The organism is Acidovorax sp. KNOB132, from assembly GCF_057541515.1.
This window is the reverse complement of record NZ_BAAJYT010000100.1, coordinates 1-12,793: the sequence shown is the minus strand read 5'-3', so window position 1 is coordinate 12,793 and position 12,793 is coordinate 1. Positions and strand designations below refer to the sequence as shown.

At 61.4% G+C, this 12,793-nt stretch carries 5 protein-coding genes, 1 tRNA gene and 5 pseudogenes; all 11 read right to left on the bottom strand.

The features are described 5' to 3' along the window. Window positions 1-251, bottom strand: a pseudogene (locus AC27IO_RS14050) (LemA family protein); the annotation flags it as partial. A 122-nt stretch (window positions 252-373) separates the two neighbouring features. Further along, window positions 374-4,609, bottom strand: a complete 4,236-nt coding sequence (rpoC, locus tag AC27IO_RS14045; RefSeq protein WP_272566789.1) for a DNA-directed RNA polymerase subunit beta' — start codon at window positions 4,607-4,609, stop codon at window positions 374-376. Between the two features lie 17 nt (window positions 4,610-4,626). After that, window positions 4,627-8,739 carry a DNA-directed RNA polymerase subunit beta gene (rpoB, locus tag AC27IO_RS14040; RefSeq protein WP_284414555.1) on the bottom strand — a complete coding sequence of 1,371 codons (4,113 nt, stop codon included), beginning with the start codon at window positions 8,737-8,739 and terminating at the stop codon, window positions 4,627-4,629. 275 nt (window positions 8,740-9,014) lie between these two features. Then, a pseudogene (gene rplL / locus AC27IO_RS14035) lies at window positions 9,015-9,393 on the bottom strand (50S ribosomal protein L7/L12). A gap of 39 nt (window positions 9,394-9,432) precedes the next feature. Next, a pseudogene (gene rplJ / locus AC27IO_RS14030) lies at window positions 9,433-9,958 on the bottom strand (50S ribosomal protein L10). Window positions 9,959-10,194: 236 nt separating this feature from the next. Next, window positions 10,195-10,889, bottom strand: a pseudogene (rplA, locus tag AC27IO_RS14025) (50S ribosomal protein L1). A 1-nt stretch (window position 10,890) separates the two neighbouring features. Then, entirely contained in the window at window positions 10,891-11,343 is a 453-nt protein-coding gene (gene rplK / locus AC27IO_RS14020) for a 50S ribosomal protein L11 (protein ID WP_498739261.1), read from the bottom strand. Between the two features lie 87 nt (window positions 11,344-11,430). Continuing rightward, window positions 11,431-12,024, bottom strand: coding sequence for a transcription termination/antitermination protein NusG (gene nusG, locus AC27IO_RS14015; protein WP_272566782.1), 594 nt, complete (start codon window positions 12,022-12,024; stop codon window positions 11,431-11,433). After that, a complete protein-coding gene (gene secE / locus AC27IO_RS14010; RefSeq protein ID WP_272550594.1) occupies window positions 12,024-12,407 on the bottom strand; it encodes a preprotein translocase subunit SecE in 384 nt (127 codons plus the stop codon). Before secE ends, nusG begins: the two co-directional genes overlap by 1 nt. An 89-nt stretch (window positions 12,408-12,496) precedes the next feature. Beyond that, window positions 12,497-12,572: transfer RNA gene (locus tag AC27IO_RS14005), tRNA-Trp, on the bottom strand. 18 nt (window positions 12,573-12,590) lie between these two features. Next, a pseudogene (locus tag AC27IO_RS14000) lies at window positions 12,591-12,793 on the bottom strand (EF-Tu C-terminal domain-related protein); the annotation flags it as partial.

The following is a 12,793-nucleotide window of genomic DNA, read 5'->3' as shown; positions in this document are numbered from 1 at the left end:
ACCCGCGCTACGGCCAGCGACGCGCCGAACTGGGTGGTGGCGGCCCACAGCGCCGCCCGCGCATCGGCATGGGCCGCGGGCGCGGGACCCTGCGCGGCCTCGTATTCACCCAGCATGGCCATCATGCGCATGAGGTGTGCGTCCAGGCCACCGAAGGCCTGGATGGCGGCCGAGCGCAATCGCACGATCCGGTTGTAGGCACCCACGGCCCAGAACAGCAGCAGGGCAAGAAAGATCCAGGAGGACAGCATTGCGTCTGCCGAGCCCGCAGGGGTCCGCGGGCTCGGCGCAGAAAAAAAGAGAAGACGGATAAGAAAACGCTCCCGGTCTGCCAAAGCGCAGAGCGGGAGCGTTTCAGGGAGCGTACCGTGGCTTATTGGGCCGTGGCATCGCCCAGGCTGGTGGTGCTTTCGACGTCGGACGAGTCTTCGGTCGTGGCAGCCATTTCAGCGGCTTCGGCATCGGCGATGGCGCGGCGCTCGGCGTCGTCCATGGCTTCCTTGGCCTTGCGCGCCTGGTGGTAGGCCAGGCCGGTACCGGCAGGGATCAGGCGACCCACGATGACGTTTTCCTTCAGGCCACGCAGCTCGTCGCGCTTGCCCATGATGGCAGCCTCGGTGAGCACGCGGGTCGTTTCCTGGAAGGAAGCGGCCGAGATGAAGGAATCGGTCGACAGCGAAGCCTTGGTGATCCCCAGCAGCACGTTGCTGTACGTCGAAGGGATCTTGCCTGCGGCCTGCAGTGCCTCGTTCGTGTTCAGGATCTCCGAACGCTCGACCTGCTCGCCGGCGATGTAGTTGGACTCGCCCGGGGCCTCGACCACGACGCGGCGCAGCATCTGGCGAACGATCACCTCGATGTGCTTGTCGTTGATCTTCACGCCCTGCAAGCGGTACACGTCCTGCACTTCATCGACGATGTAGCGCGACAGCTCTTCGATGCCCAGGAGGCGCAGGATGTCCTGCGGATCGGCCGGGCCGTCCACCACGGACTCGCCCTTGTTCACGACCTGGCCTTCGTGCACCAGGATGTTCTTTTCCTTGGGGATCAGTTCATCCCAGACCTTGCCGTCCGGATCGGTGATCTGCAGGCGCACCTTGCCCTTGGTTTCCTTGCCGAAGGACACCGTGCCGGTGATCTCGGCCAGCATGCCCTTGTCCTTGGGCGAGCGCGCTTCGAACAGTTCGGCCACGCGGGGCAGACCGCCGGTGATGTCGCGGGTCTTCTGGCCTTCGACCGGAATCCGCGCCAGCACTTCGCCGGGGCCCACGTCCTGGCCATCGCGCACCTGGATCAGCGAGCCGATCTGGAAGCCGATGGTCACCGAGTGGTCGGTGCCGGGGATCTTCACTTCCTGGCCTTGCGCGTCGATCAGCTTGACCTGCGGGCGCACCACCTTGGCGGAGCCGCGGCGCTTCGGATCGATCACGACCAGCGTGGACAGACCCGTTACATCGTCCACCTGCTTGGCGACCGTGAGGCCTTCCTCGACGTTCTCGAACTTCACCTGGCCGGCGAACTCCGTGATGATCGGGCGGGTCAGCGGGTCCCAGTTGGCGAGGATGGTGCCGGCCTTGACCGTCTGGTCGGCCTTGACCGCCAGCGTCGCACCGTACGGCACCTTGTGGCGCTCGCGCTCGCGGCCGTGTTCGTCATGGATGACGATCTCGCCGGAACGGGCGATCACCACCAGCTCGCCCTTGGTGTTGCTCACGTAGCGCATCGTGGCGTTGAAGCCGATCACGCCGTTGGACTTGGCCTCCACGCTCGATGCAATGGCAGCGCGCGAAGCGGCGCCACCGATGTGGAACGTGCGCATGGTCAGCTGCGTGCCGGGTTCGCCGATGGACTGGGCAGCGATCACCCCCACGGCTTCGCCGAGGTTGATCAGGCCGCCGCGGCCCAGATCGCGTCCGTAGCACTTGGCACACAGGCCGTAGCGGGTTTCGCAGGTCAGCGCCGTGCGCACCTTCACCTCGTCCACGCCGGCGACTTCGAGTTCCTCGATGAGGTCTTCGTCGAGCATCTGGCCGGCAGGGGCCAGCACTGCGCGCGTTTCGGGGTGCAGCACTTCGTCGGCCGTGGTGCGGCCCAGGATACGGTCGCGCAGCGATTCGATGACTTCACCGCCCTCGACGATGGCGCGCATCAGCGAGCCATTGGAGGTGCCGCAGTCTTCTTCGGTCACCACGAGATCCTGCGTCACGTCCACCAGACGGCGGGTGAGGTAGCCCGAGTTGGCCGTCTTCAGCGCCGTATCCGCCAGGCCCTTACGGGCACCGTGGGTGGAGATGAAGTACTGCAACACGTTCAGCCCTTCACGGAAGTTGGCCGTGATGGGGGTCTCGATGATGGAGCCGTCCGGCTTGGCCATCAGGCCGCGCATGCCGGCCAGCTGGCGAATCTGCGCTGCGGAGCCGCGGGCGCCGGAGTCGGCCATCATGTAGATGGAGTTGAACGACTCCTGGTCCACCTCGTTGCCGTGGCGGTCGGTGGTCTTTTGCTTGGCCAGCTGGGCCATCATGACCTTCGACACTTCGTCGCCGGCCTTGCCCCAGATGTCCACCACCTTGTTGTAGCGTTCGCCAGCCGTCACCAGACCGGACACGTACTGCTGCTCGATCTCCTTCACTTCCTTCTCGGAACGCTCGATGATCCCGGCCTTCTGCGGCGGCACCAGCATGTCGTCCACGCAGATGGAAATACCGGCGCGCGTGGCGAGACGGAAACCGTTCTGCAGCAGCTTGTCGGCGAAGACCACCGTCTCCTTCAGGCCGCACTTGCGGAAGCTCACGTTGATGAGCTTGGAGATTTCCTTCTTCTTCAGCGCCTTGTTGATGTTGCTGAAGGGCAGGCCCTTGGGCAGGATCTCGGACAGCAGCGCCCGGCCGGCCGTCGTTTCCACCAGCGACGTGGAAGGCACGAATTCACGCGTTTCCTTGTCCTTGGTCCACTCGGTCAGGCGCACCGTGATGCGCGCGGCCAGCTCGACCTCGTTGGCATCGAGCGCGCGCTGCACTTCGCCGGTGTCGGCGAACACCAGGCCTTCGCCCTTGCCGTTGATGCGATCGCGGGTGGCGTAGTACAGGCCCAGCACCACGTCTTGCGACGGGACGATGGAGGGCTCGCCCGAGGCCGGGAACAGCACGTTGTTGGAGGCCAGCATCAGCGTGCGGGCTTCCATCTGCGCTTCCACGGACAGCGGCACGTGAACGGCCATCTGGTCACCGTCGAAGTCGGCGTTGAAGGCCGCGCAGACGAGCGGGTGCAGCTGGATGGCCTTGCCTTCGATCAGGATGGGCTCGAACGCCTGGATGCCCAAACGGTGCAGCGTGGGCGCACGGTTCAGCATGACCGGGTGTTCCTTGATGACCTCTTCCAGGATGTCCCACACCACCGGCGTGCCGGATTCGACTTCCTTCTTGGCGGCCTTGATCGTCGTCGCGATGCCCATGGCTTCCAGGCGCGAGAAGATGAAAGGCTTGAACAGCTCCAGCGCCATCAGCTTGGGCAGACCGCACTGGTGCAGCTTGAGCGTCGGGCCCACGGTGATCACGGAACGACCGGAGTAGTCCACGCGCTTGCCCAGCAAGTTCTGGCGGAAGCGGCCACTCTTGCCCTTGATCATATCGGCCAGCGACTTGAGGGCGCGCTTGTTCGCGCCCGTCATGGCCTTGCCACGGCGGCCGTTGTCCAGCAGCGAATCGACGGCTTCCTGCAGCATGCGCTTTTCGTTGCGCGCGATGATTTCCGGGGCCTTCAGCTCCAGCAGGCGGCGCAGGCGCGAGTTGCGGTTGATGACGCGGCGATACAGGTCGTTCAGGTCGGAGGTCGCGAAGCGGCCACCGTCCAGCGGCACCAGCGGACGCAGGTCCGGCGGCAGCACGGGCAGCACGTCCAGCACCATCCACTCGGGCTTGATGCCGGACTTCTTGAAGGCTTCCAGCACCTTCAGGCGCTTGGCATTCTTCTTGACCTTGACTTCGGAGCCGGTCAGATCGCCGCGCAGCTTTTCGATTTCGAGGTCGATATCGATGGCTTCGAGCAGATCCTTGATGCCTTCCGCGCCCATCTTGGCGATGAACTCGTCACCGTATTCCTTGCGCTTGGCGTCGTAGTCGTCCTCGGACATGATGCTGAACTTCTTCAGCGGGGTCATGCCGGGGTCGGTCACCACATACGCTTCGAAATACAGCACGCGCTCGATGTCGCGCAGCGTCATGTCCAGCACCAGGCCCAGGCGCGATGGCAGCGACTTCAGGAACCAGATGTGGGCGCAAGGCGCCGCCAGATCGATGTGGCCCATGCGCTCGCGGCGCACCTTGGTCTGCGTGACTTCAACGCCGCACTTCTCGCAGATCACACCGCGGTGCTTGAGGCGCTTGTACTTGCCGCACAGGCATTCGTAGTCCTTGATGGGGCCAAAAATCTTGGCGCAGAACAGACCGTCGCGCTCGGGCTTGAACGTGCGGTAGTTGATGGTCTCGGGCTTCTTCACTTCGCCGAAAGACCACGAACGGATCTTCTCGGGCGACGCCATGCCGATGCGGATGGCATCGAAATGCTCGTCCGGGGTGAATTGCTTGAACAGGTCGAGTAGTGACTTCATAAACCTAGTCCCTTCGATTAAGAACGTTCGAGTTCGATGTCCAGGCCCAGGGAACGGATTTCCTTGACCAGCACATTGAACGATTCCGGCATGCCGGCCTCGATGGCGTGTTCGCCCTTGACGATGCTCTCGTACACCTTGGTACGGCCCTGCACGTCGTCGGACTTCACGGTCAGCATTTCCTGCAGCACGTAAGCGGCGCCATAGGCTTCCAGCGCCCACACTTCCATTTCCCCGAAACGCTGGCCACCGAATTGGGCCTTGCCGCCCAGAGGCTGCTGCGTGACGAGCGAGTAAGGACCCGTGGAGCGGGCATGCATCTTGTCGTCCACCAAATGGTGCAGCTTCAGGTAATGCATGTAGCCGATGGTGGTCGGGCGCTCGAAGCGCTCGCCGGTGCGGCCGTCGAACAGGTACGCCTGCGTGCGTGCGGAGGTCAGGCCCTTGCGCTCGGCGATGTCGTCCGGATAGGCGATCTTGAGCATGTCCTTGATCTCTTCTTCCGAAGCGCCGTCGAACACCGGGGTGGCATACGGCACGCCGTTGGTGAGGTGACCGGCCATGGCCATCAGTTCATCGTCGTTGAACTGCGACAGGTCTTCCTTGCGGCCGCGCGAGTTGTACACCTCTTCGAGGAACTTGCGCATGTCGGCCGCCTTGGCCTGCTCCTGCAGCATGTTGCCGATGCGCTGGCCGATGCCCTTGCCGGCCCAGCCCAAGTGCACTTCGAGCACCTGTCCGATGTTCATGCGCGATGGCACGCCCAGCGGGTTCAGCACGATGTCGGCAGGGGTGCCGTCGGCCATGTAGGGCATGTCTTCGACCGGGACGATCTTGGACACCACACCCTTGTTGCCGTGGCGGCCGGCCATCTTGTCGCCGGGCTGCAGGCGGCGCTTGACGGCCAGGTACACCTTGACCATCTTCAGCACGCCCGCAGGCAGCTCGTCGCCTTGCGTGAGCTTCTTGCGCTTTTCCTCGAAAGCCAGATCGAAGCTGTGGCGCGTCTGCTCCAGCGAGTTCTTGATCGACTCGAGCTGCGTGGCCACTTCGTCTTCCGCCGGGCGGATGTCGAACCAGTGGAACTTCTCGACGGAGGCCAGGTAGGCCTTGTCGATCTTCGTGCCCTTGGCCAGCTTTTGCGGGCCGCCGTTGGCCACGCGGCCGTTCAGCAGCTTTTCGATCCGGTCGAACGCGTCGGCTTCCACGATGCGCAGCTGGTCGTTCAGGTCCAGGCGGAAGCGCTTGAGTTCGTCGTCGATGATCTGCTGGGCGCGCTTGTCGCGCTGGATGCCTTCGCGGGTGAACACCTGCACGTCGATCACGGTGCCTTGCGAGCCCTGGTCCACGCGCAGCGAGGTGTCCTTCACGTCGGAAGCCTTCTCGCCGAAGATGGCGCGCAGCAGCTTCTCTTCGGGCGTCAGCGTGGTCTCGCCCTTCGGCGTGACCTTGCCCACCAGCGTATCGCCGGGTTGCACTTCGGCACCCACGTAGATGATGCCGGACTCGTCCAGGCGGTTCAGCTGCTGCTCCGACAGGTTCGGAATGTCGCGCGTGATTTCTTCGGCGCCCAGCTTCGTGTCGCGGGCCATGACCACCAGTTCCTCGATGTGGATCGAGGTGTAGCGGTCTTCTGCCACGACGCGTTCGGAGATCAGGATCGAATCTTCGAAGTTGTAGCCGTTCCAGGGCATGAACGCGATCAGCATGTTCTGGCCGATGGCGATCTCGCCGAAGTCCGTCGATGCGCCGTCGGCGATCACATCCCCCTTGGCCAGCACATCGCCCTTCTGGACGATGGGGCGCTGGTGGATGTTGGTGTTCTGGTTGGAACGCTGGTACTTGATGAGGTTGTAGATGTCCACGCCCACTTCACCGGCCACCGCTTCCGCGTCGTTCACGCGGACCACGATGCGGGTCGCATCCACATAGTCCACCACACCACCGCGGTTGGCGGTCACCACGGTGCCCGAGTCCACGGCGGCCACGCGCTCGATACCGGTGCCCACCATGGGCTTTTCCGGACGCAGCACGGGCACGGCCTGGCGGGACATGTTGGCGCCCATCAGTGCGCGGTTCGCGTCGTCGTGCTCGAGGAACGGCACGAGCGAGGCGGCGACGGACACGATCTGTGCAGGCGACACGTCCATGTACTGCACGCGCTCGGCGCTCAGCAAGGTCGACTCGCCCTTTTCACGTGCCGACACCAGGTCGCCCGTGAGGCGGCCTTCCTTGTCGAGCGTGGCATTCGCCTGGGCGATCACGTACTTGCCTTCTTCGATGGCGGAGAGGTAATCGATCTGGTCGGTCACCTTGCCGTCCACCACACGGCGATACGGGGTTTCGATGAAACCGTACTCGTTCAGGCGGGCGTACAGGGCCAGCGAGTTGATCAGCCCGATGTTCGGGCCTTCCGGCGTTTCGATCGGGCACACGCGGCCATAGTGGGTCACGTGCACGTCGCGCACTTCGAAACCGGCACGCTCGCGGGTCAGACCACCCGGGCCAAGGGCCGATACGCGGCGCTTGTGGGTGATTTCGGCCAGCGGGTTGGTCTGGTCCATGAACTGCGACAGCTGGGACGCACCGAAGAACTCCTTGAGCGCCGCGGAAATCGGCTTGGAGTTGATCAGGTCGTGCGGCATCAGCGGCTCTTGTTCGGCCTGGCCCAGACGCTCCTTCACGGCCTTCTCGATACGCGCCAGACCGGTGCGGTACTGGTTCTCAGCCAACTCGCCCACGCAACGCACGCGGCGGTTGCCCAGGTGATCGATGTCATCGACTTCGCCGTTGCCGTTGCGCAGGTCCACGAGGATCTTGACCACGGCCAGGATGTCTTCGTTGGAGAGCACCATCGGGCCGGTGGATTCGTCGCGGCCGATCTTGGCGTTGAACTTCATGCGCCCCACGCGCGACAGGTCGTACGTGTCAGGGTTGTAGAAGAGGCGCTGGAACAAGGCCTGCACCGCGTCTTCCGTCGGCGGCTCGCCGGGGCGCATCATGCGGTAGATCGCCACGCGCGCAGCGAATTCGTCCACCGTTTCGTCGATGCGCAGCGTCTGCGAGATGTAGGCGCCCTGGTCGAGTTCGTTCGTGTAGATGACCTGCAGGTCCTGCACGCCGGCGGAGCGCAGCTTCTTGAGCAGCGCTTCGGTCAGCTCTTCGTTGGCCTTGGCAATGATTTCGCCAGTGTCGCCGTCGACGATGTTGCGCGCCACCACGCGGCCGATCAGGAAGTCTTCGGGCACGCTGATGTGCGTGGTGCCGGACTGCTCCAGTTCGCGGGTGTGGCGGGCCGTGACGCGCTTGTCCTTGGCCACGACCACCTTGCCCGACTTGTCGGTGATGTCGAAACGCGCCACTTCGCCACGCAGGCGGTCGGAGACGAACTCCATCTGCGCGCCGCTGTCCATCAGGCGGAAGTTGTCGTTGACGAAAAAGTTCGCCAGGATCGACTCGGGGTTCAGGCCGATGGCCTTCAGCAGGATCGTGACCGGCATCTTGCGGCGACGGTCCACGCGGAAATACAGGATGTCCTTCGGATCGAACTCGAAGTCCAGCCACGAACCGCGGTAGGGAATGATGCGCGCCGAGAACAGCAGCTTGCCCGAGCTGTGGGTCTTGCCCTTGTCGTGCTCGAAGAACACACCGGGCGAGCGGTGCAGCTGCGAAACGATCACACGTTCCGTGCCGTTGATGATGAACGAGCCCTTGTCGGTCATCAAAGGCACCTCGCCCATGTAGACCTCTTGCTCCTTCACTTCCTTGACGACCTTGGACTGCGACGTGGAGGACTCGCGGTCATAGATGATCAACTGCACCTTGGCCCGCACGGCCGAGGCAAAAGTCAAACCACGGGTCTGGCATTCACGCACATCGAATGCCGGCTTGGCGAGGTTGTACTCGATGAACTTCATCTCGACAAACCCATTGTGCGAGACGATCGGGAAAGCAGCGTCGAACGCGGCCTGCAAGCCTTCTACGGTTCTTTTCTGGGGGGCTTTGTCAGCTTGCAGGAACGCGGTGTATGCGTCCTTCTGCATCTGCAGCAGGTAAGGGACTTCCAGCACGCTGTCGCGGCTGCCGAAACTTTTGCGAATCCGCTTGCGTTCGGTATAGGAATAGGCCATGAGATCTCCGGGCAAAGACATGAGTCCTGGGTCTTCGACGACTGACCTGCAAGGGCGCTTCCTTGCAGGCTTGGCGGTTGGCCACTACCAACCATGGCGGACGGCGATGCGTTGCACATCACCCGAACCAAGGTATCTTCTGCTGTCGGGATGGTCAGAAGACACTAGAAAGCAGTGGCGTGGGCACTGCTTTCTGGTGCGCTCTGGGCGTGAACCCCATAAGCACCAAAGGCTGGGAGCCCTTGCGGAGCCCCCAGCCCTGGAATCCAGGCGAATTACTTGAGTTCAGCCTTGGCGCCAGCTTCCACCAGCTTCTTGACGGCAGCTTCGGCGTCGGCCTTGGCAATGCCTTCCTTGACGTTCTTCGGAGCGCCGTCCACCAGATCCTTGGCTTCCTTGAGGCCCAGGCCGGTGATTTCGCGCACAGCCTTGATCACGGACACCTTGTTGGCGCCGGCTTCGGTCAGCACCACGTTGAATTCCGTTTGCTCTTCTGCAGCTGCAGCAGCACCACCGCCGCCGCCAGCAGCAGGAGCGGCCATAGCGGCTGCGCTCACGCCAAACTTTTCTTCAATGGCCTTCACCAGCTCATTGAGTTCCAGAACCGTCATGCTGTCCAGCGCGGTCAAAAAATGCGTCTTTATCGAATGCCATTTTTATTTCCTAACAATTGGTTGGTTGTTTGCCGGGCACTCAAGCCGCGACAGGTTCGGCGGCCGTTTCGGCAGCGCCTTCGCCTTTTTTTGGCCGCCAACGCGCCCAGCACAACGGCCGTACGCGAAATGGGGGACATAAGCAAGCCGCAAATCTGAGCCAACAGAACTTCCTTGGGAGGAATGTTAGCCAGTTGCTTAACGCCGTTGATATCCAGGGCTTTGCCACCGAAAGCGCCACCGCGAATCACCAACTTGTCGTTGGTCTTCGCGAAATCGGCCACCACCTTAGCGGCGGCCACAGCGTCTTCGGAGAAGCCATAGATCAGCGGGCCGGTCATCTGGTCCGCCACCACGTCAAACGCGCTGCCAGCCACAGCACGGCGAGCCAGGGTGTTCTTCAGAACACTCAGGGTCACGCCCTTGCTGCGAGCATCAACACGCAGTTTGGTCATGTCGGCGACCGTGATGCCACGGTACTCCGCGATCACAAGCGTTTGAGCTTTAGCGGCGAGGCTGGTCACTTCACTGATGACCGCTTCTTTCTCACTGCGATTAAGACTCAAGGTCTACTCCTTAAAATGCGCACTCGGCACAGGCCTCATACACGCTCTTGTTGCAGCGACCAACTGTTCAGGAAAATTTTCCATCTGCAGCGGGATCGCCATCTGCGTTGGCATCACTGTGGATTTAAGCGCGACCGGTTCGCGCACCAACGGTCTTGGATGGCCTGCGGCGACCGAAGCAGCCGCAGCCCACCACATCGAACCCATCCAGGGATGGATTCGAAGATTTCTTGCAATTACGCTGCGATGGATTGCGTATCCACGCGGACACCCAGGCCCATCGTGGAAGACACAGCCACCTTGCGCAGGTACACGCCCTTGCTGGTTGCAGGCTTGGCCTTGGTCAGCGCTTCGATCAACGCAGCCAAGTTGCCTTGCAGCTTGTCATTGTCGAACGAGCGGCGGCCGATCGTGCTGTGCACGATACCGGCCTTGTCGACGCGGAATTGCACCTGACCTGCCTTGGCGTTCTTCACGGCCGTAGCGACGTCAGGCGTCACAGTGCCCACCTTGGGGTTTGGCATCAGACCGCGTGGGCCGAGGATTTGACCCAGCGTACCCACAACGCGCATGGCGTCGGGGGCGGCGATCACCACGTCGAAAGGCATGTCACCGGCCTTGACCATCGCGGCCAGGTCGTCCATGCCAACGATGTCAGCGCCAGCAGCCTTGGCTTCTTCAGCCTTGGCGCCTTGGGCAAATACCGCCACACGGGTCGTCTTGCCAGTGCCGTTCGGCAGCACCACGGCGCCGCGAACCACTTGGTCAGACTTCTTGGCATCAATGCCAAGCTGAACAGCCACATCGATGGATTCGTCGAACTTGGCCGTAGCGGCTTCCTTCACGATCACGACGGCGTCAGCGAACGCGTACAGCTTGTTGCTGTCGACTTTGCTTGCAGGGCTTTTTGTTTCTTAGTCAGCTTGGCCATTTTATAAACCCTCCACCGTCACGCCCATCGAGCGAGCGGAACCGGCCAGCGTGCGCACAGCGGCGTCGACATTGGCAGCGTTCATGTCCTTCATCTTGGTCTTGGCGATCTCTTCGAGCTGCGCACGAGTGATCTTGCCGACCTTGGTGCTCAATGCGTTGGCAGAGCCCTTTTCAAGCTTGATGGCCTTCTTGATCAAGGTCGTCGCAGGCGGCGTCTTGATGATGAAGGTGAAGCTCTTGTCGGCAAATGCCGTGATGACCACGGGCAGTGGCAGACCTGGCTCCACACCTTGGGTCTGCGCGTTGAACGCCTTGCAGAACTCCATGATGTTGAGACCACGCTGACCCAGTGCAGGGCCAATTGGTGGGGATGGATTGGCCTTACCAGCTGGAACTTGCAGCTTGATAAAACCGACGATTTTTTTTCGCCATAGTTTACTCCTTGCGGGTATTAGCGCCTAGGCCAGTGGCCTCAGCTCCCCGGGGTTTACGACTCATCAAACAATTCGCACCGAGTCGAAAAATGCGAATCCGAACAATCAGGTTTTTTCGACCTGACCAAATTCCAACTCTACGGGTGTAGAACGGCCGAAGATCATCACCGATACACGCACCCGGCTTTTCTCGTAATTGACTTCCTCGACGGATCCATTGAAATCGGTGAAGGGACCCTCTTTAACACGGACCAGCTCACCCACCATGAATTCAATCTTGTGCCGAGGCTTGTCCGTGCCTTCCTGCATTTGGCTGACGATCTTCTGAACTTCTTCTTCAGAAATAGGAGCCGGGCGATTCTTGGCACCACCAACAAAACCCGTCACCTTGTTCGTGTGCTTGACCAAGTGCCAGGTGTCATCGTCCATGACCATTTCCACGAACACATAGCCGGGAAAGAGTCGACGTTCAGTGGTCTTGCGCTGACCATTCTTCATTTCAACGACCTCTTCGGTCGGAACGAGAATGCGGCCGAACTTCTGCTGCATGCCAGCGCGACCGATGCGCTCCACGATGTTGCGCTCAACCGCCTTTTCCATGCCGGAATAAGCATGAACGATGTACCACCGCAAATCAGGATTCACAGGAGTGGCCGGGCTGGCAGCGTCAGTGCCGCTGACTTCGATAGCGTCCGTCATTACTTTCTCCACCCCAGAATCAAATCGTACAAAACCCATTCCAAGGTCTTGTCGGTGAACCAGAGAAAAAGCGCCATGATGACAACAAACGCAAAAACGTATGCCGTCATTTGAAGCGTCTCTTTCCGCGTGGGCCAGACAACCTTCTTGACTTCACGCCAGGCATCCTGCGCGAAACCCACGAACTGACGGCCAGGCTCAGACACCAAAAACACAGCTACCGCAATTGCAAGCCCGACAAGCAACGCAGCCCACTGGACAATCGGCCCTTGCTTTCCAAGCAAATAGAACCCGGCAATCGCTGCAAGAACAATTGCCACCACCGCAGCAAGCTTGGCTTTATCAGCGCCCGTACTAACAGTTTCAACTTGAGACGTGGCCATACTTAACTGGTTTCTTACTTTAAGTTTCGGCATCCACAAGACACCGAAGCCCGCCAGGGCCTGGCGGGCTTGTAATTGCCACGATCAAGTGGCAGGGGCAGTAGGAATCGAACCTACAACCTTCGGTTTTGGAGACCGACGCTCTGCCAATTGAGCTATACCCCTACATTCACGCTTTAAGCCAATGATCTTGGCCACGACGCCGGCGCGAGCGGTACGGCCGCCTTGCCACGGATGGCGAAGCGCAGGCCTTCTTCCATGGCGGATGGGGTTGATCAGCTTGACGGTGATCGACACGTTGTCCGCCGGGCATGACCATTTCCTTGTCGGCTGGCAGCTCGATGGCGCCAGTCACGTCGGTCGTGCGGAAGTAGAACTGAGGACGG